The organism is Pseudomonas sp. NPDC087612, from assembly GCF_044743505.1.
GTDB lineage: Bacteria > Pseudomonadota > Gammaproteobacteria > Pseudomonadales > Pseudomonadaceae > Aquipseudomonas.
Genome location: NZ_JBIUWO010000015.1, coordinates 105,705 through 124,107 on the forward strand (window position 1 = coordinate 105,705; position 18,403 = coordinate 124,107).

Consider the following 18,403-nt stretch of genomic DNA (forward strand, 5'->3'; position numbering starts at 1 on the left):
TAAGACTCATGCCAGACAACCCCAAGGAGGCAGCATGGCCGCCTATATCGCCAGCGCCACAGACGATGGCGCCGACACTTCACGAGGCATTTCCCGGCGATATGCCTGGATTGTCTTTGCCCTGACCTTTGGCCTGCTGATTTCCGACTACATGTCGCGGCAGGTGCTCAATGCGGTGTTCCCGTTGCTCAAGGCCGAATGGGCCCTGAGCGACAGCCAGTTGGGCCTGCTCAGCGGCATTGTCGCGCTGATGGTCGGGCTGCTGACCTTCCCCTTGTCACTGTTGGCCGACCGCTTCGGGCGCATCCGCAGCCTGGTGCTGATGGCCGTGCTGTGGAGCCTGGCCACCCTCGGCTGCGCCCTGGCCGACAACTACCCGCAGATGTTTGCCGCGCGTTTTCTGGTCGGTGTCGGCGAGGCCGCCTATGGCAGCGTCGGCATTGCCGTGGTGGTCGCGGTGTTCCCCCGTGACATGCGCGCGACCCTGGCCGGGGCCTTCATGGCCGGCGGCATGTTCGGCTCGGTGCTGGGCATGGCCCTGGGCGGCTTGATGGCCCAGCACTTTGGCTGGCGCTGGGCGTTCGCCGCGATGGCCCTGTTCGGCCTGTTGCTGGCATTGCTGTACCCGCTGATCGTCAAGGAGGCGAAGATCGCTCCGCAGCGGGTCAATGCCGCCGCCTGCAAGATCGCCCGGCCACTGCACACCTTGTACGGCAGCCGCTCGGTGATCGCCGCTTACGTGGGCAGTGGCCTGCAGCTGTTCGTCGGCGGCACGGTGATTGTCTGGATGCCCAGCTACCTCAATCGCTACTACGCCATGGGCACCGACCAGGCCGGCGTGGTCGCGGCCATCATCGTACTGTGCAGCGGCATCGGCATGATCCTCTGCGCCATGCTTTGCGATCGCCTCGGCCGGCAGCGCCCGGACCGAAAGATCAGCCTGGCGATCGGTTATTGCCTGGGCAGTTGCCTGTTGCTGTCGCTGGCCTTCGCGCTGCCCTCGGGCACCGCGCAACTGGTGCTGATCTGCCTGGGGATGATGGTTGCCGCCGGCACCAACGGCCCGTCCAGTGCCATGGTCGCCAACCTGACCCATTACTCGGTGCACGGCACTGCCTTCGCCACCCTGACCCTGGCCAACAACCTGCTCGGGCTTGCGACCGGGCCGTTGATTACCGGCCGCGTCTCCGACCTGATCGGCCTGCAGGCCGCCTTCCAGCTGGTGCCGCTGATCAGCATCGCGGCAGCGGCGGTGTTTTTTATTGCCAAGCGTCATTACCACCGTGACATGGCCCGCCTGGAGTTGAATCCGTGAAGCACGTTTTGTCGATCGAAGTGTTCTTCGACTTTATCTGCCCCTGGTGCCTGATTGGCCAGGCGCATCTGCAGCGGGCGCTGGAACAACTGCGCCGCGAGCGGCCGGAGGTCGAGGTCAAGCTGCTCTTGCGCGGCGTGCAATTACTGCCGCAGATGGCCAGGACCGGCCAGCCGTTCGAGGCCTTTTACCGCAAGCGCCTGGGCAGCGATGAGGCGGTACGCCTGCGCCAGGCGCAGGTGCGCAGCGCCGCCAAGGCCGCAGGGGTGGAGATCGATTTCAGCCGCATCAGCCGCATGCCCAACACCGCCGACGCCCATCGCCTGCTGCAGCGCGCGGGGGCGCTGGGTTCGCCGCAGCAGGCCGAAGCGCTGCTGGCCAGGCTGTTTGCCGGCTACTTCCAGCAGGGCAAGGATTTGGGTGACCCGGTGACCTTGATGCATATCGCCAGCGCCTGTGGCCTGGAGCCTGGGCGGGTTGCCGATTGCCTGCGCGGCGATGCCAGCCCGTTCATCGGCGCCAATGACCAGGCTGCCGACGGCGTGCCGTGCTTTCGCTTCAACCAGCGCCTGCGGGTCTCGGGGGCACAGCCGGTCGAGGTGTTGCTGCAGGCCATGGCCCAAGCCCTGGAACACGAGGTGGCGGCATGAGCGGGGTGTATCCGGTACCGGCCGACAAAGTCCCGCCCCGTGGCGGGCGGGTGTTGCTGGAATGGGCGGACAGGAGCGTGGCGCTGTTCAACGTTGCCGACAGCTTCTACGCCATCGACGACAGTTGCCCGCACCAGGGCGCCTCGTTGTGCGGCGGGCGCCTGGACGGACGGGTGATCCAGTGCTGCGCCCACGGCCTGCGCTTTGATCTGGCCAGCGGTTATCTGCTCAACTCGACGCAGCTCAAGGTTGCCAGCTACCCGGTCGAGCAACGGGATGGGCAGCTGTTCATCGTGCTTGCGAACAAGGAGGCGGGCCAATGACCGTGGTCGCAATTGCCGCCGCCAACCACCGCGCCCGGGAACTGGCGCCGGGCTTTATCGTCAGCCTGATTGCCGCGGCGGCGGCGAGTTTTCTCAGTGAGCATTACGATGCCCCGGTGATGTTGTTTGCCTTGTTGCTGGGCATGGCCCTGAACTTTCTGGCCAGCGATGGCCGTTGCAAAGCCGGGATCGAATTCACCGCACGCACGGTATTGCGCCTGGGCGTGGCGCTGCTGGGCATGCGCATTACCCTGGGCCAGATCGCGAGCCTTGGCTGGAAGCCGGTAGCGCTGGTGGTGATTTTGGTGGTGGTGACCATCCTGGTCTCGGTGGTGGCGGCGCGGGCCCTGGGTTTTCAGCGCTTGTTCGGCATGCTCACCGGTGGTGCCACGGCGATTTGCGGGGCCTCGGCGGCGCTGGCCCTGGCCGCGGCCTTGCCCCATCACCCGCAAAAAGAGCGCGCCACCCTGTTTACCGTGATTGGCGTGTCGGCGTTGTCGACCCTGGCGATGATCCTCTACCCGATGATTGCTAGCTGGCTGCAGCTGTCGCCGCAACAGGCCGGGGTGTTTCTTGGCGCGACCATTCATGATGTGGCGCAGGTGGTGGGCGCGGGGTACAGCATGTCCACCGAGACCGGCGACATTGCCACGGTGGTCAAGCTGATGCGCGTGGCCATGTTGCTGCCGGTGATTGTCTGCGCGGCGATGATCACCCGCCGCGCCGGCGGTGATGCCGGTGGGCAGCGGCCACCGTTACTGCCGTGGTTTGCGGTGGGTTTTGTCCTGCTGGCGTGCATCAGCAGCACCGGCTGGGTGTCGGCGGCGGTGCAGGGCGGGGTCAACGACCTGTCGCGCTGGTGCCTGGTGGTGGCGATCAGCGCTCTGGGCATGAAGACTCAGTTAAAGGAGCTGGCGGCGGTGGGCTTCAAGCCGATTGCGTTGATGGTCGGGGAGACGGTGTTCCTGGTGCTGCTGGTATTGGCATTGATGCACTGGGGGTTGTAGACGGTTGCCCCCAACCGTTGTGCATGCTCCGCGAACTTGTGGGAGCTGGCTTGCCAGCGATGGTAGTCCAGGCAACGCCTGATGTGCCGGTTGAACTGGCCTCATCGCTGGCAAGCCAGCTCTCACAATGTATCTGTGTACGCCTTGCCCCGCGATCGAGCGCGCAGCGGTCGCAATCCATTCAGCGCTGTTCTTGCCGGCGCTCATGCTGCGCCCGCCAACTGGCCGGCGGCATGCCGAACTGGGCGATGAACCAGCGGGTAAAGGAGCTGGGCATCGAGTAGCCGAGCATGTCGGCAATGCGCCCCATTGTATAGCTGGGGTTTTCCAGGTAGCGGATCACCAAGTCGCGGCGCACGCCGTTGATCAAATCGCTGAAGGTCACCCCGCATTCCTCCAGGCGCCGCTGCAAGGTGCGCACGTTCATGCCCTGGGTTTGCGCCACCTGCTCGATGGTCGCCCGGCCCATGGGCAATAGCAGGTAGATGGTCTTGCGCATTTCCAGTTCCAGCGACAGCTTGCCACTGGCCTGCAGGGTGTCCAGGTAACGCTGCGCCAGGCGCGCCATGGCCTGGTTGGCCAGCGGGTTGGCGGTGTCGAGGTCGGCGGCCGGGCAGACGATACCGTTGAACTCGCTGCCAAACACCAGCTTGCAGCCAAAAATCCGCCGGTGAATGGCCAGGTCCGCCGGCGCCGCATGGGTGAAGTTGGCGCTGATCGGGTGCCAGTGGGCGCCAAGCAGGGCGGCGCACAGGCGCAACATCACGCCAATCGCCAGCTCTGTGGCCTGGCGCCCGCGCTGGGGCTGGTCGGTGACCACTTCTTCCCGAATGATCACGGTCTTGCCGGCTTCTTCGATATGAATGGCCAGGGCGTCGTTGAGCAAATGCCGGTACTGGACGATCACCTGCAGGGCGTCGCGCAGGGTGCGCTGGTGGCTGAGCAGCAGGCTGATCTCGCCAAAATCCGACAACTGGCGCAGCTCGGCCATGCGCAGGCCGAAGGTTTCGCAGCCACTGACCCGCGCCGACTCCTCCAGCAGGGTCACCACGCTGGACACCGCGATACGCTGGTTGGGGTCGTCGAGCAGGCTGGCGCTGAGGCCGACCTGAGCCAGCAGGGCATGCGGGTTGAGCCCCAGGTGCCGGGACACCTCAAGGTAGTTGGTCAGGCTTGCAGCACGTACGAGGGCGGTCATTTTATTGTTTTCCACGCATTCATCAGGCGCCCCGCTTCTATGGCGGGTAGTTCGATTCGTTATAGCGTGGGTGTCGCCAAATGAGAAGCCGTTTTCGGCGGCTGAAAAAAGCCCGATGACCTGCACCCCCGGGCCACTCGGACATACGCCACAAACCCTGTCATCAAATGAAAAGTCGCTGACGCGCAATGTAAAGCGCCAGCGGGGAGGGCTGATTACTGTGGCTGTGCAAGCGCTCGGGATTACCTTCGAGCGGACTGTCCTGAGCCTAGGTGCCGACGTGGAAAAACTGCATACCACCGCTACTGTCCTGATCGTCCCCGGCCTGCGCGAGCATGTGCCCGAGCATTGGCAGACCCGGCTGGCCGAACGCCTGGCCAAGGTCCATACGCTGGCGCCGCTGCAGGTCGATGGCCTGGACTGCAACGCCCGGGTCGACGCCATCCAGCGTGCGCTTGAACAGATTGAAGGCGAGGTGTTGCTGGTGGCGCACAGCGCCGGGGTGCTGATGGTTGCCCACTGGGCGGCGCGTTACCAGCGGCCGATCAAGGGCGCGCTGCTGGCGGCGCCACCGGACCTTGCGGCCAGTTGGCCGGCGCACTACCCAAGCCCGCAAACCCTGCGCGCCAATGGCTGGAGCCCGCTGCCGATGACGCCGTTGCCGTTCCCGAGCATCGTCGCCGCCAGCAGCGACGACCACCTGGCCAGTCTTGACGCGGTCAGGGCCATGGCCAGCAACTGGGGCAGCCAGTTGCTGGAACTGGGCGCTGTCGGCCACCTCAACCCGGCCGCAGGCTTTGGCCCCTGGCCACGGGCCGAACAACTGGTCCAGGCCCTGGACCTGCAGTAACGCACGGACGCTTGAACCACGCCCGCATTCGACGGGCGGCGATAACAACAATAACAATAAGTGGAGCCATCGCGATGTCCAACCCTCGCATTCACCGTGCTGTGAAGCCACAGCGCTGCCTGCTCGCCTGCGCCATCGGCTTGCTGGCGCTGCCTGGCGCCCAGGCGTTCGAGCTCGATACCGGCAGTGAAGACTGGGCCGTGCGCCTGGATAACACGGTCAAGTACAACTACGGCGTACGCACCGAAAGCGCTGACAAACGCCTGCTGGCAACCCCCAACAACAACGACGGCGACTACAACTTCCGCAAGGCCAGGACCACGGTCACCAACCGTATCGACCTGCTCAGCGAGCTGGACGTGATCTACCAGGGCAACATGGGCTTTCGCGTCAGCGCCGCCAGCTGGTACGACAAGGCCTACGACAACACCGGCTCCAACGCCAACCCGTTCGTCAACGGCAACGGCGGCCAGTCGGGCATCAACCCCAGCCTCAACGGCTTGCCCGGCACCGGCGTGCCGCTGGGCAGCCCGCACCTGAGCAACTATGCCCAGCGCTACTACAGCGGCCCGTCCGGTGAGGTACTGGATGCCTTCGTGTTCATGCGTCGCGAAGTGGGCGATTCGTCGCAGATCAGCGCCAAGCTCGGCCAGCACAATTTGTTCTGGGGCGAAACCCTGCTCAACCCGGTGCATTCGCTGAGCTACGGCCAGTCTGGCCTGGACCTGGCCAAGCTGGCCGCCTCACCCGGCACCGAAGCCAAGGAGCTGTTCGTGCCGCGCAACCAGCTGTCGGCGGCGTTGCTGGTCAACCCCGAGCTGACCATCGGCGCGCAGTACTTCCTCGACTGGGACGCCGCGCGGCTGCCGGAAGCCGGCACCTACTACGGCGGTTCGGACCTGGTGGGCGAGGGCGCACAGAGCTTTCTGCTCGGCCACACCGGCACGCCCGGGCTGATCCCGGTGCGCGGCGCGCTGACCAACATCCGCCGCGGCCACGACCTGACCCCGGACAAACGCGGCGACTGGGGCGTCATGGCCAAGTGGTCGCCCGAATGGCTGGGCGGCACCCTGGGCGTGTATTACCGCAAGACTTCGGAGATCCTGCCCCAGGCCTGGCTCGACGCCCGCGGCCTGACCGTCGCCAACGGCCCGTTCGGCAGCCCGCCGGGCAGTGCCCAGGGCGCGGTCGGCAACCTCTACAACTCGCTGCAAAGCGCCACCTACCAGTTCGCCTACGCCGACAACATCGACATCTATGGCCTGAGCCTGTCCAAGGATGTCGGCGGCATCAGCGTCGGCAGCGACCTGAACATCCGCCACAACATGCCCCTGGCGAGCATTCCAGCAATCCTCAGTGCGCCGGGCCAGGCCGGCCTGGGTGGCGGCTTCGGCCTGCTGCCGGCGCGTTTGCCCAGCAGTGGCGTGGTCTATGAAGCGCCGTCCGACGGCGACAGCATGAGCGCCACCGGCGACACCCTGCACTGGACCCTCAACGGCCTGATGACCATTGCCGATACGCCGCTGTTCGACTCGGCGACCCTGCTCGGCGAGCTGTTCTACAGCAACCTGCTCAAGCTCGATAACCACAACGCGGCCTTGTACAAGGGTAAAAGCAGCTACCGCGGCATCGACCAGCCGACCCGCGACAACTGGGGCATCGCGGTCAACTTCACCCCGACCTGGTACCAGGTGTTGCCGGGCATGGACCTGAGCATGCCGCTGTCGATCAACGTCGGCCTGGACGGCGTATCGCCGGTGCAGGGCGGCGGCGCCGAGAACACCGGCAACTACGCCGTGGGCCTGAGCGCGGCGATCTACAACCAGTACTTCGTCGACCTCAAGTACGTCGATGGCTTCGGCAAGACCCAGTCCTGCAACAACGGCCAGACCGACGGCAGCACCCCCAACGCCCTGGACGGCGAGCAGGACTACACCTGCTACGGCGGCGGTTACGCCGCGTTCTCTGGCGGCGCCGCCACCACCGAGGACCGTGGCGCGCTGTACCTGACCCTGAAAACCACCTTCTGAGTCACACAGGAAAACAACCACATGAACTACGTGCACACCCTGTTGGCCACGTGCCTGTCGCTGGCTGCCCTGAACCCGGCCCATGCCGCCGTCTCCAACGACCAGGCCGCGCGCCTGGGCACCAGCCTGACGCCGATAGGCGCAGAAAAGGCCGCCAACGCCGACGGCTCGATTCCCGCCTACCAGGGCGGCCTGCTGACCCCGCCAGCGGCATACCAGAGCGGCGCGAGCATGCGCCCGGACCCGTTCGCCGCCGAGCAACCGTTGCTGGTCATCGATGGCAAGAATGCCGAGCAGTACAAGGGGCAACTGACCGCCACCACCCAGGAACTGCTCAAGCGCTTCCCCAGTTTTCGCGTCGATGTCTATCCCACTCATCGCACCGTGGCGCTGCCGCAACCGGTGCTCGACAACACCCTGAAGAACGCCGTAGGTGCGCGCAGCCAGGAGGGCGGTAGCGCGGTCGACAATGTGCTGCCGGGCATTCCCTTCCCGATTCCGCAGAGCGGTGCCGAGGCCATGTGGAACTTCCTGTTGCGCTACCAGGGCGTGAGCATGACCGCCAAGTACGACTCGTGGAACGTCGATGCCGCCGGCAACGCCACCCTGAGCACCACCGGCCAGGCCAACATCAGCTACCCGATCTACGAGGACATGAGCAAGCCGATCGGCGCCAAGGACACTTACTACCAGATGAAACTCACCTACACCGCGCCGGCCCGCCGCGCCGGTGAAGCGATGATGCTGCGCGATGCCGCCAACCCGCTGGTGCAACCGCGCAGCGCCTGGCAGTACCTGCCGGGCCAGCGCCGGGTCAAGCTGGCGCCGAACCTGGCCTACGACACGCCCAACCCGGGCACCTCGGGTTCGGGCACCTACGATGACGTGTTCGTCTTCAACGGCGCCCTCGACCGCTACGACTGGACCCTGGTCGGCAAGCAGGAGATGTACGTGCCGTACAACACCTATCGGCTGACCTACAACACCGACGTCAAGCAACTGACCACCGCCAACCACCTCGCGCCGCAATTCGTGCGCTGGGAAAAGCACCGGGTCTGGGTGGTCGAAGGCAAACTCAAGGACGGCGCCCGGCACATCTACCACAAGCGCCGCTTCTACCTCGACGAGGACAGCTGGATCGCCCTGGCCTCAGACCAGTATGACGCCCGTGGCCAGCTGTACCGCGGCAGCTTCGCCTTCCTCAGCCAGAGCTACGACAAACAGACCCCGGATGCCACGCCGTTCATGATCTACGACCTGATCGGCGGCACCTACAACCTCAATGGCGTGGTCGGGGCCTACGGCGGCATTCGCTACATCGAGCCGCTGTCGCGCACCCAGTGGTCGCCCGAGTCCCTGGCCGGGGCCGGCATTCGCTGAGCCTGTCGAGCACGCACCGAGGAGGATCAGGGATGGCTTTTTTCAAACGCTGCAGTGTGATGCTGCTGGCCTGGGCCGCGCTGCAGGGCGCGGCCCGGGCCGAGCCTTACGTCGACGTGCTCGACCTGCCGGCGCAGCCCAGCGCCCTGGCCGTCACCAGCGCCTTGCGCGATGTCAGCGTCGCCGGCACGCGCCTGGTGGCGGTGGGGCCACGGGGGCACATCCTCTACTCGGATGACCAGGGCAGCCACTGGCAACAGGCGCAGGTGCCGGTCAGCGCCGACCTCAATGCGGTGAGCTTCGCCACCGCGCAGCTGGGCTGGGCGGTGGGCAACGACGGGGTGATATTGCACAGCCGCGATGGCGGCCAGCGCTGGGAAAAACAGCTGGACGGGCGCGTGCTCGGCGAGCAGGTGCTGGCTTATTACCAGGCACGGGCGCAAGCGGGCGGCGATCAATGGGCACGCTGGGTGGGCGAGGGTGAGCGCCTGGTCGCGGAGGGCGCCGACAAGCCGTTGCTCGACGTCTGGTTCAGCGACCCGCTGCACGGCTTTGCGGTGGGCGTGTTCAACCTGCTGCTGCACACCGTTGACGGCGGCCAGCACTGGACGCCGTGGCTGGAACGCAGCGACAACCCGCAAGGCTTGCACCTGACCGGCCTGGCCAGCGTCGACGGCGCGCTGTACATCAGCGGCGAGCAGGGCCTGCTGCTCAAGCTGAGCGCTGCGGGCGACCATTTCGAGCGCCTGAGCACCCCCTATGCCGGCAGTTATTTCGGCGTCATTGGCAAACCTGGGGCGCTGCTGGCCTACGGCTTGCGCGGCCACGTACTGCGCAGCACCGATGGCGGTGCCGGCTGGCAAGTGATCAAGACCGACCTGAACACCAGCATCACCGCCGCCAGCCTCGACGCCCGCGGGCGGTTCTGGCTGGCCAGCCAGGCCGGCGATCTGCTGGTCAGTAACGATGACGGCGCAAGCTTCAGCCCGCTGGCGCAAACCCAGCGCGCGCCGGTCAGCGGCGCAGCCTTTGATAGCGGCGCCGCGCTGGTGCTGGTCGGTGAGCGCGGCATCCGCACCCTGGCCCCCGACCAACCGCAGCAGCCATAACAAGAGAAAACCCTGATGGCCGACATCCAACAAGACACCTTGCCGGTGATCCGCAACCTCGGCGACTTCGATGCACGCTCCGGCAATCGCCTCGAACGCCTGGTGTTCAACCACCGGCTGGCGTTCATGCTGTGCATGCTGCTGGTTACCCTGGTGCTCGGCAGCATGGCCATGACACGCCTGGAGCTGCGGCCCAGCTTCGAGAAGATGATCCCGCAGAGTCATCCCTACATCCGCAACTACCTGGACAACCGCCAGGCGCTGCGCGGCCTGGGCAATTCCCTGCGGGTGGTGGTAGAGAACACCCGTGGCGATATCTTCGACCCGGCCTACCTGCAGACCCTGCGCCAGATCAACGACGAGCTGTTCCTCAGCCAAGGTGTCGACCGCGCCTGGATGAAGTCGCTGTGGAGCCCGGCGGTGCGCTGGACCGAAGTCACCGAAGAGGGCTTCCAGGGCGGCCCGGTGATGCCCGATGCCTACCAGGGCTCGGCCGCCGATATCCAGCAACTGCGCCAGAACATCGAACGGGCCAATATCGTCGGCAGCCTGGTCGCTCGCGACTTCACCTCAAGCATGCTCATCGTGCCGCTGCTCGACCAGGCCTCGGCGACCGGCGCTGGCATCGACTACCACGGCTTTTCGCAAAAACTTGAGCAGTTGCGCCAGCACTACGAAGCGGGCGGCGTCTACAAACTGCATGTGATCGGCTTTGCCAAGCTGATGGGCGACCTGATCGACGGGCTGCTGCAGGTGATGCTGTTCTTCGCCCTGGCGGTGCTGACCACGCTGCTGATCATCTACCTCTATACCCGCTGCGTGCGCAGCACCTTGCTGGTGGTGCTGTGCTCGTTGACGGCGGTGGTCTGGCAACTGGGGATCGTCGCCTGGCTGGGGTATGCCATCGATCCGTATTCGATCCTGGTGCCTTTTTTGATCTTCGCCATCGGCGTGTCCCATGCGGCGCAGAAGATGAACGGCATCATGCAGGACATCGGCCGCGGCACCCACCGCCAGATCGCCGCGCGCTACACCTTCCGGCGTTTGTTCGTCGCCGGGGTCACCGCCTTGCTGGCCGATGCGGTGGGCTTTGCCGTACTGATGCTGATCGACATCCCGGTAATCAAGGACCTGGCGATTACCGCCAGCATTGGCGTGGCGGTGCTGATCTTCACCTCGCTGCTGTTGATGCCGGTGGCGTTGTCGTATGTCGGCGTCGGGCGCAAGGCCGCTGAACGGGCCTTGCGTATCGACCTGCGCGCCGCCGAGCATCGCGGCTTTGGCAAACTCTGGGACCTGCTCGATCGCTTCACCGAACGCAAGTGGGCAACCGGCGCCGTGCTGGTGGCCGCCTTGCTTGGTGCCGGCGGTTTCTGGCTGAGCCTGCAACTGAAAATCGGCGACCTCGACAGCGGCGCCCCGGAGCTGCACGCCGACTCGCGCTACAACCGCGACAACGCCTACATCACCGGCCATTACGCGCTGTCCAGCGACACCTTCGCGGTAATGATCAAGACCGCCCCGGAAGGCTGCCTGCGCTACCAGACCCTGGTGCTCGCCGACCGCCTGGCCTGGGCGCTGCAACAGAACCCGCAGGTGCAGACCACCTTGTCGCTGACCAACGCGGTACGCCAGATAACCGCCGGCACCTACGAGGGCAACCCCAAGCTGAGCAGCATCCAGCGCAACCAGGACGTGCTCAACTACGCCGCCCAGCAAGCCTCGGTGAACGCCCCGGAGCTGTTCAACAACGACTGCTCGCTGATGCCGGTGATCGCCTACCTCAAGGACCACAAGGCCGACACCCTCGACCAGGTGGTGGCGATTGCCGAGCGCTTTGCCCAGGCCAACAGCAGCGAGGACCGCCAGTTCCTGCTGGCGGCCGGCAGCGCCGGGATCGAGGCGGCGACCAACATCGTGGTGCGCGAGGCCAACCGCAGCATGCTGTTGTTGGTGTACCTGGCGGTGACGCTGTTCTGCCTGATCACCTTTCGCAGCTGGCGCGCGACCCTGGTGGCGGTACTGCCGCTGATGCTCACCTCGATACTCTGCGAGGCGCTGATGGTGATGATGGGCATCGGCGTCAAGGTCGCCACCTTGCCGGTAATCGCCCTGGGCGTGGGCATTGGCGTCGATTACGCGCTGTACCTGCTCAGCGTGCAGCTGCATTACCAGCGCCAGGGCCTGTCGCTGGCGCAATCCTACAAGAACGCCGTGGCCTTTACCGGGCGGGTGGTCGGCCTGGTCGGCATCACCCTGGCCGCCGGCGTGGTTGGCTGGGCCTGGTCGCCGATCAAGTTCCAGGCCGACATGGGCATCCTGCTGACCTTCATGTTCCTCTGGAACATGCTCGGCGCGCTGGTGCTGATCCCGGCGCTGTCGCACTTCCTCTTGCCCGCCAGCCAGGCGCGGGCGCCTTCACCCAGCCCCGGCAGTGTCGAGGGGCTGAACCTTAACAGCCAAAAAGCCGAGTGTTCATCGCATGTCTGATTACCTACCGCCGTTGCGTGACATGGATTTTCTGTTCAACGAAGTGTTCGACATTCCTGGCCAGTGGGCGCGCATTCCGGCCCTGGCCGAGCAGGTCGATGCCGACACCGCGCGGGCCATCCTCGAGCAGGCCGGCAAGCTCATCGCCCAGCAGGTGGCACCGCTCAACCGCAGTGGCGACGAGCAGGGTTGCCAGTGGCATGAGGGCCGGGTGAGCACCCCGGATGGTTTTGCCCAGGCTTATCGCAACTATGCCGACGACGGCTGGGTCGGCGTTGGCGGGGCTTGTGAATATGGCGGCATGGGCATGCCCAAGGTGATTGCCGCCCAGGTCGAGGAGATGCTCAACGCCGCCAACCTGTCGTTCGCCCTGTACCCGATGCTGACCGCCGGCGCCTGCCTGTCGCTGCTCAACCATGCCAGCGAGGCGCTCAAGGCGCGCTACCTGCCGCCCATGTACGAAGGGCGCTGGTCGGGGTCGATGTGCCTGACCGAACCCCATGCCGGCACCGACCTGGGCCTGATCCGTACCCGAGCCGAACCCCGGGCTGATGGCAGCTACCGGGTCACGGGCACGAAGATCTTCATCACCGGCGGCGAACAGGACCTGACCGAGAACATCATTCACCTGGTGCTGGCCAAACTGCCGGACGCACCGGCTGGCGCCAAGGGCATCTCGCTGTTCCTGGTGCCCAAGCTGCTGGTGGAGGAGGACGGCGCACTGGGCGAGGCCAACGCGGTGAGCTGCGGCTCGATCGAACACAAGATGGGCATCAAGGCCTCGGCCACCTGCGTGATGAACTTCGACGGCGCCGTCGGCTACCTGGTGGGCGAGGCCAACAAGGGCCTGAATGCCATGTTCACCATGATGAACTACGAGCGCCTGGGCGTCGGTATCCAGGGCCTGGCGCTGGGCGAGCGCTCGTACCAGAACGCCGTGGCCTACGCCCGCGAACGCTTGCAAAGCCGCGCTGCCACTGGCCCGGTAAACGCGCAGCAGGCGGCCGACCCGATTATCGAGCACGCCGATGTGCGGCGCATGCTGTTGACCATGAAGGCGTTGAACGAAGGCGGGCGGGCGTTCTCCACCTATGTGGCGCTGCAGCTGGACCTGGCCAAGTACAGCGAAAATGCCGATGAGCGCAGCCAGGCGCAAGCGCGGGTAGCGCTGCTGACGCCGGTGGCCAAGGCGTTCTTGACCGACATGGGCCTGGAAACCACCGTGCACGGCCAGCAGGTGTTCGGCGGCCATGGTTATATCCGCGAATGGGGCCAGGAACAGCTGATTCGCGATTGCCGCATCACCCAGATCTACGAAGGCACCAACGGCATCCAGGCCCTGGACCTGCTCGGGCGCAAGCTGGTCGCCGACGGTGGCCGCAGCTACGCGGCGCTTGCGCAGGAGATCAAGGCCTACGCCCAGACCCTGGCGGCCTCACGCGCCGAGTTCAAGACCCCGCTGTTGCTGGCGCTGGCCAATCTCGACGACCTCACCGCCTGGGTGCTCGACCGCGCCCAGGGCAACCCCGAGGAGATCGGCGCGGCGGCGGTGGAGTACCTGCAGGTGTTCGGCTACACCCTGTATGCCTATTTGTGGACGCGCATGGCCGATGTCGCTATGCAGCAGCACGGCGCCTTCTACCAGAGCAAACTGGGCACCGCACGCTTCTATTTCGCCCGCCTGCTGCCGCGCATCGATTCGCTCAGCGCCAGTGTCAAGGCCGGCAGCCACAGCCTGTTCCTGCTCAAGGCCGAGCAACTGTGAAGGACACGCCCATGACCCGCACCCGCATCATCGAACCTGCGCCCGACGCCTACAGCTACCCGTTGCTGATCAAGCGCCTGCTGTTGTCGGGCGTGCGCTACCAGCCCGGCCAGGAGATCGTCTACGCCGACAAGCTGCGCTACAGCTACAGCACCTTGCTTGAACGCATCCAGCGCCTGGCCAATGTGCTGAGCGCTGCCGGGGTCAAGCCTGGCGACACCGTGGCCTTGCTCGACTGGGACAGCCACCGCGCGCTGGAGTGCTTTTTTGCCGTGCCGATGCTCGGCGCCGTGCTGCACACCGTCAACGTACGGCTGTCGCCCGAGCAGGTGCGCTACACCATGAACCACGCCGAGGATCACCTGGTGCTGGTGCATGACGACTTCATGCCGCTGATGACCCAGTTGCGCGAGCAATTACCGACGGTCAAGGGTTACCTGCGCCTGAGTGACGGCGCTGAAGTGCACACGGAACTGCCGCTGCTGGGCGAATACGAAGCGCTGCTGGCCGATGCCGACAGCCACTTCGACTTTGCCGATTTCGACGAGAACTCGGTGGCCACGCTGTTCTACACCACCGGCACCACCGGCAACCCCAAGGGGGTGTACTTTAGCCATCGGCAACTGGTGCTGCACACCCTCAACGAACTCGGCACCTTCGCCGCCTGCGGCGGTGAGCCGCTGTTGCGTTCGGGCGATGTGTACATGCCGATCACGCCGATGTTCCATGTGCATGCCTGGGGCGTGCCCTACGTGGCCACGGCCCTGGGCATCAAGCAGGTGTACCCCGGCCGCTACGAGCCCAACCAACTGGTGCGGCTGATGCGCGAAGAGCAGGTGAGCTTCTCGCACTGCGTGCCGACCCTGTTGCAGATGATGCTCGATTGCGACGAAGGCCAGCGCACCGACTTTAGCGGCTGGAAGATGCTGCTCGGCGGCAGCGCGCTAACCCAGGGCCTGGCCGCGCGGGCCAGCGCCAGGGGCATTCGCGTGCACTGCGGCTATGGCATGTCCGAGACCTGCCCGCTGCTGTGCGTGACCAGCCTTGGCGCCGCTGACCTGGCGTTGCCGATGCAGGCGCAACTGCCGTTGCGGATCAACGCCGGGGTGCCGATCCCGCTGGTGGACCTGCGCATCGTCGACGAACAGGGCAAAGACGTGGCCCACGACGGCGCAAGCCTCGGTGAAATCGTCGTGCGCGCGCCATGGCTGACCCAGGGTTACCTCAAGGAGCCGGAGCAGGGCGCCGCACTGTGGGCCGGCGGCTGGCTGCACACCGGCGACATGGCCTGCATCGATGAACGCGGCGCGGTGCAGATCCGCGACCGGATCAAGGACGTGATCAAGACCGGCGGCGAGTGGATCAGCTCGGTGGAGCTGGAAAGCCTGATCAGCCAGCACAGCGGGGTCGATTCGGTGGCGGTGGTGGGGGTGGCGGATGCGCAGTGGGGCGAGCAGCCGCTGGCCCTGGTGGTCTGCGTTGCCGGCGTCGAGCTGGATCAGCCGGCGCTGGCCCGGCACCTGCAGCCATTTGTCGACAGCGGGCGCCTGAACAAATGGGCGATTCCGCGCCTGGTGCGCTTTGTCAGCGAAATTCCCAAGACCAGCGTCGGCAAGATCAACAAGAAGCTGATTCGCCAGAGCCATTGTGGCGTCTGAGTAAAGCAAGTGGGCATTCGACTTGCGCCGCGATGGGCTTGACCGGCCTCATCGCGGGGCAAGCCCGCTGCTACCTGTCAGACTTCAGTGAGATCCGAGGTGGGCGGGGTGGGGGTGTTGACGCTGTCCAGTTGCTGGTCGGCAAGATCCTGGGCCAGGGCAACCATGGTCATGGTCGGGTTCCACGAACCACTGGCCGGCCACAGCGCACCGCCGGTGACGTAGACGTTCTCCACGCCATGGGGACGGTAGTCCAGGCCAACCACGCCTTCGTCCTTGTCGCCGATCCACAGGGTCGAGCCCTCGTGCACCAGCCCGGCCACCCGCCGTTCAGGGATGCTTGGCCGTTCGCCGGTCCAGTGGCCCAGGTTCGGGTCGCCGTGCCAGTACTCGACCTTGCCTTCGGGGGCGAACACCCGCTCCATCATCTGGAAAGTGCCTTCGTCCATAGTGTCCCAGGTTTGCTGGTCGGTTTTGCTGGCCAGCACCTGCAGGTTGACGTTGGTGGTCGGGTCGGCCTGGTCGTTGAGGTGGAAGTGGTTGTCGGGGTTTCGGAAGTCGATCTCGCCAAGCACGGCGCAAACGAACACCAGATGGTCCTTGGACGATTCCAGTTGCGCCATCGACGCCGTGGCGACCACGTCCGGCATATAGCGCGCGGCTTTCTGCGCGTTCTTTGCAGGCTCGCGGTCTGACAGCACCGACAACTGCACGTGGTACTGCATGCCGCTTTGCTTGTTCTTGCCGGCCAGGTAAATGGCCGCGAGCTCAAGCTCGGCCAGCTTGTCGGCGAACGGGTAGTCCTTGCGCGGCACCCGTGCCACCACCGAGGTGATGAAGTGGGCGGTGAAGCGATCGCCGGCACGTTTGATTTGCGGGAACGAGTTCATCAGCAAGGTCGCCGGTGGCAGGGTGCCCATGGCCAGGATCAGCTTGGCGTTGCCGATGTTGATCACCCCGCGCGAGGTTTGTAGCGCCGTGGCCGCGCCATCCTGCTGGTGGATGCGCTCGACGATGCACTCGGTGATGATCCGCAGCGGGCTGCCAGTACCGGCAGCGGCGCGGTCGGCCTGTTTGCCGGCCAGCTCCATGATTGCCGCCGGGGTCGAGAACTTGGCAAAGTCCACGCCACCGGCGCGATCGGCCGCGGCGGCCAGGGGCGCCGACAACCAGCGGGTGGCCGAGTCGATCTTGCCGATGTTGTGCTCGAGCATGTTTTGCAGCTCAAGCTGCAGGGTGCCGTAGACCGGGCGTTGCTCGGTGACATGGGCGCGCACCTGCGGGTCGAGCTGGGTGTCGATCTTGTCGGCCGGGATGACGTTGAGCAGCTTTTCGGCCGACTCGAAGCGGGCCTCGGCGGCGGCGATGGTCTGCTCGGGCCAGTAGGCCATTTCCTCCTTGGTCGGCCGAGGGCACCAGGCGCTCCACATGATGCTGCGGCCACCGAAGAACGGCACCATGCCGTGCTGCCAGCCGATGTTGCCCGGTGGCTGGCTGGCGGTACGCGCCGAGAGGGTCCAGGGGAAGGTTTCGGAGAAGCCGCCGAGGGTTTTCTGATAAGGGATCGGCAGGTTCTGGAAGTGCTCGGGGAGGAAGAACGGCCCGCGCTCGACCATCAGGATCCGCGCCTTGGGCTGGCTTTCGAGGATGCGTTCGGCGAAGGCCAGGGAACAGAAGCCGGTGCCGATGATGATGAAATCGAACTGTTCTTCTTCGCGAACCTGCTTCCAGGCCGACTCGGAGAGAAAGAACACGTGGTCCAGCACCTTCTGGGCGTTGGGTGTTTGTGGACCTGGGGTAGGGTAGCCGTGACCGAAGTTGGTCGAACTGGTGACTGCGCTCATTGTTGCCTCCAATCATTGTTGGCAGAGGGTCTATCGTCCTTGTGCAGCGTGCAGCCGGGGGGGCTGCGCTGCTAACGCTAGCAGAGCGAAGTGGCAATTCAAGATCACTTGGTCGGGGGAGCCGCGGGCCTCAGGCAACCCCGGAGTACTTCACCGCTGCCGCCGCCCGCGACGGCACATTGAGGGTGCGCAGCAACGACGACACATGAATGCGCACGGTAAACGGCGAGATGTCCAGCGCGCGGGCGATTTCCTTGTTGGTCTTGCCCTGGGCGATCAGGCGCAACACCTCTTGCTGGCGTGCGGTCAGGGTTGTGGCGACGGCGCTGCTGTCCAGCGGCAGGAGCCCGGAGGGGGAAAAACGCACCAGCACTTCACCTTCACGAATGGCCAGGATTGCCTGGCCGATCTCGTCCGGTGCGATGTTCTTGCCGATGAAGCCGTCAATGCCGGCGGCCATGACCTCGCCGATCAGTTCCTCGTCATCGACCATCGATACCACGATCAAGGTGGTGCGCCGTAATTGCTGACGCAGCTCGACCAGCTGGCTGATGCAGGTCAGCCCCGGGAAGCGCAGGTCGAGGATCAGGGTGTCTGGTTCCGGACCGTTGGCGACCAGCTTGAGCACCGTGTCGAAATCACCGGCCTCTTCGCTCCGGGCATCGGGCAGCAGGCGCTGGACCGTACGCAGCATCGCTTCGCGAAACAGCGGATGGTCGTCGGCTATGATGATCCGGCATGCCATGGTGAGTGCCTCCCTGGGCCTGGCGTTCCTTTCGGACGT

The 18,403-nt window shown here is 65.4% G+C and carries 14 protein-coding genes; 11 read left to right on the top strand and 3 right to left on the bottom strand.

All coding sequences use genetic code 11. The features are described from left to right. The first annotated feature begins 34 nt into the window (after positions 1 to 34). The 4 genes from ACIOVF_RS26050 to ACIOVF_RS26065 are packed head-to-tail and all read left to right on the top strand — an operon-like array spanning position 35 to position 3,295. Complete coding sequence (locus tag ACIOVF_RS26050; RefSeq protein WP_401293607.1) at positions 35 to 1,315, top strand: MFS transporter; 1,281 nt, start codon at positions 35 to 37, stop codon at positions 1,313 to 1,315. Then, positions 1,312 to 1,965 (top strand): DsbA family oxidoreductase, encoded by a 654-nt coding sequence (locus tag ACIOVF_RS26055; RefSeq protein WP_258597737.1) that lies wholly within the window; start codon positions 1,312 to 1,314, stop codon positions 1,963 to 1,965. Before ACIOVF_RS26050 ends, ACIOVF_RS26055 begins: the two co-directional genes overlap by 4 nt. Further along, entirely contained in the window at positions 1,962 to 2,288 is a 327-nt protein-coding gene (locus ACIOVF_RS26060) for a Rieske (2Fe-2S) protein (protein WP_401293610.1), read from the top strand. The genes ACIOVF_RS26055 and ACIOVF_RS26060 overlap by 4 nt, the downstream gene beginning before the upstream one ends. Continuing rightward, positions 2,285 to 3,295, top strand: coding sequence for a YeiH family protein (locus tag ACIOVF_RS26065; protein WP_401293613.1), 1,011 nt, complete (start codon positions 2,285 to 2,287; stop codon positions 3,293 to 3,295). Before ACIOVF_RS26060 ends, ACIOVF_RS26065 begins: the two co-directional genes overlap by 4 nt. Before the next feature lie 181 nt (positions 3,296 to 3,476). On the opposite strand, the gene ACIOVF_RS26070 is transcribed toward ACIOVF_RS26065, so the two are convergent. Beyond that, positions 3,477 to 4,493 (bottom strand): AraC family transcriptional regulator, encoded by a 1,017-nt coding sequence (locus ACIOVF_RS26070; protein WP_258606694.1) that lies wholly within the window; start codon positions 4,491 to 4,493, stop codon positions 3,477 to 3,479. Between the two features lie 280 nt (positions 4,494 to 4,773). On the opposite strand from ACIOVF_RS26070, the gene ACIOVF_RS26075 reads away from it, so the two are divergent. The 7 genes from ACIOVF_RS26075 (at position 4,774) to ACIOVF_RS26105 (ending at position 15,775) form a co-directional block, all read left to right on the top strand. Beyond that, the gene (locus ACIOVF_RS26075; RefSeq protein WP_401293616.1) at positions 4,774 to 5,343 is read left to right on the top strand and encodes an RBBP9/YdeN family alpha/beta hydrolase; all 570 of its coding nucleotides are present in this window, start codon (positions 4,774 to 4,776) and stop codon (positions 5,341 to 5,343) included. Between the two features lie 74 nt (positions 5,344 to 5,417). Further along, positions 5,418 to 7,373, top strand: coding sequence for a DUF1302 domain-containing protein (locus tag ACIOVF_RS26080; RefSeq protein WP_401293619.1), 1,956 nt, complete (start codon positions 5,418 to 5,420; stop codon positions 7,371 to 7,373). A gap of 21 nt (positions 7,374 to 7,394) precedes the next feature. After that, positions 7,395 to 8,753 carry a DUF1329 domain-containing protein gene (locus ACIOVF_RS26085; RefSeq protein WP_213601243.1) on the top strand — a complete coding sequence of 453 codons (1,359 nt, stop codon included), beginning with the start codon at positions 7,395 to 7,397 and terminating at the stop codon, positions 8,751 to 8,753. 32 nt (positions 8,754 to 8,785) lie between these two features. Then, positions 8,786 to 9,862 (top strand): WD40/YVTN/BNR-like repeat-containing protein, encoded by a 1,077-nt coding sequence (locus tag ACIOVF_RS26090; RefSeq protein ID WP_401293622.1) that lies wholly within the window; start codon positions 8,786 to 8,788, stop codon positions 9,860 to 9,862. A gap of 15 nt (positions 9,863 to 9,877) precedes the next feature. Then, the gene (locus ACIOVF_RS26095) at positions 9,878 to 12,352 is read left to right on the top strand and encodes an RND family transporter (protein WP_195884072.1); all 2,475 of its coding nucleotides are present in this window, start codon (positions 9,878 to 9,880) and stop codon (positions 12,350 to 12,352) included. Continuing rightward, positions 12,345 to 14,117: an acyl-CoA dehydrogenase C-terminal domain-containing protein gene (locus ACIOVF_RS26100; protein ID WP_401293625.1), complete on the top strand. Its 1,773-nt coding sequence runs from the start codon at positions 12,345 to 12,347 to the stop codon at positions 14,115 to 14,117. Before ACIOVF_RS26095 ends, ACIOVF_RS26100 begins: the two co-directional genes overlap by 8 nt. Before the next feature lie 11 nt (positions 14,118 to 14,128). Next, complete coding sequence (locus ACIOVF_RS26105) at positions 14,129 to 15,775, top strand: fatty acid--CoA ligase (protein WP_401293628.1); 1,647 nt, start codon at positions 14,129 to 14,131, stop codon at positions 15,773 to 15,775. Positions 15,776 to 15,852: 77 nt separating this feature from the next. Here the strand turns inward: ACIOVF_RS26105 and ACIOVF_RS26110 are convergent, their stop codons facing one another. Next, entirely contained in the window at positions 15,853 to 17,619 is a 1,767-nt protein-coding gene (locus ACIOVF_RS26110; RefSeq protein ID WP_093382964.1) for a GMC oxidoreductase, read from the bottom strand. A gap of 130 nt (positions 17,620 to 17,749) precedes the next feature. Then, the gene (locus ACIOVF_RS26115) at positions 17,750 to 18,364 is read right to left on the bottom strand and encodes a LuxR C-terminal-related transcriptional regulator (RefSeq protein WP_401293631.1); all 615 of its coding nucleotides are present in this window, start codon (positions 18,362 to 18,364) and stop codon (positions 17,750 to 17,752) included. Positions 18,365 to 18,403: the final 39 nt, after the last annotated feature.

Bases quoted from the DNA above. Each gene is read 5' to 3' on its own strand.
- ACIOVF_RS26050 (WP_401293607.1), top strand. From the start codon at position 35: ATGGCCGCCTATATCGCCAGCGCCACAGACGATGGCGCCGACACTTCA.
- ACIOVF_RS26060 (WP_401293610.1), top strand. From the start codon at position 1,962: ATGAGCGGGGTGTATCCGGTACCGGCCGACAAAGTCCCGCCCCGTGGC.
- ACIOVF_RS26065 (WP_401293613.1), top strand. From the start codon at position 2,285: ATGACCGTGGTCGCAATTGCCGCCGCCAACCACCGCGCCCGGGAACTG.
- ACIOVF_RS26070 (WP_258606694.1), bottom strand. From the start codon at position 4,493: ATGACCGCCCTCGTACGTGCTGCAAGCCTGACCAACTACCTTGAGGTG.
- ACIOVF_RS26080 (WP_401293619.1), top strand. From the start codon at position 5,418: ATGTCCAACCCTCGCATTCACCGTGCTGTGAAGCCACAGCGCTGCCTG.
- ACIOVF_RS26085 (WP_213601243.1), top strand. From the start codon at position 7,395: ATGAACTACGTGCACACCCTGTTGGCCACGTGCCTGTCGCTGGCTGCC.
- ACIOVF_RS26090 (WP_401293622.1), top strand. From the start codon at position 8,786: ATGGCTTTTTTCAAACGCTGCAGTGTGATGCTGCTGGCCTGGGCCGCG.
- ACIOVF_RS26095 (WP_195884072.1), top strand. From the start codon at position 9,878: ATGGCCGACATCCAACAAGACACCTTGCCGGTGATCCGCAACCTCGGC.
- ACIOVF_RS26100 (WP_401293625.1), top strand. From the start codon at position 12,345: ATGTCTGATTACCTACCGCCGTTGCGTGACATGGATTTTCTGTTCAAC.
- ACIOVF_RS26105 (WP_401293628.1), top strand. From the start codon at position 14,129: ATGACCCGCACCCGCATCATCGAACCTGCGCCCGACGCCTACAGCTAC.
- ACIOVF_RS26110 (WP_093382964.1), bottom strand. From the start codon at position 17,619: ATGAGCGCAGTCACCAGTTCGACCAACTTCGGTCACGGCTACCCTACC.
- ACIOVF_RS26115 (WP_401293631.1), bottom strand. From the start codon at position 18,364: ATGGCATGCCGGATCATCATAGCCGACGACCATCCGCTGTTTCGCGAA.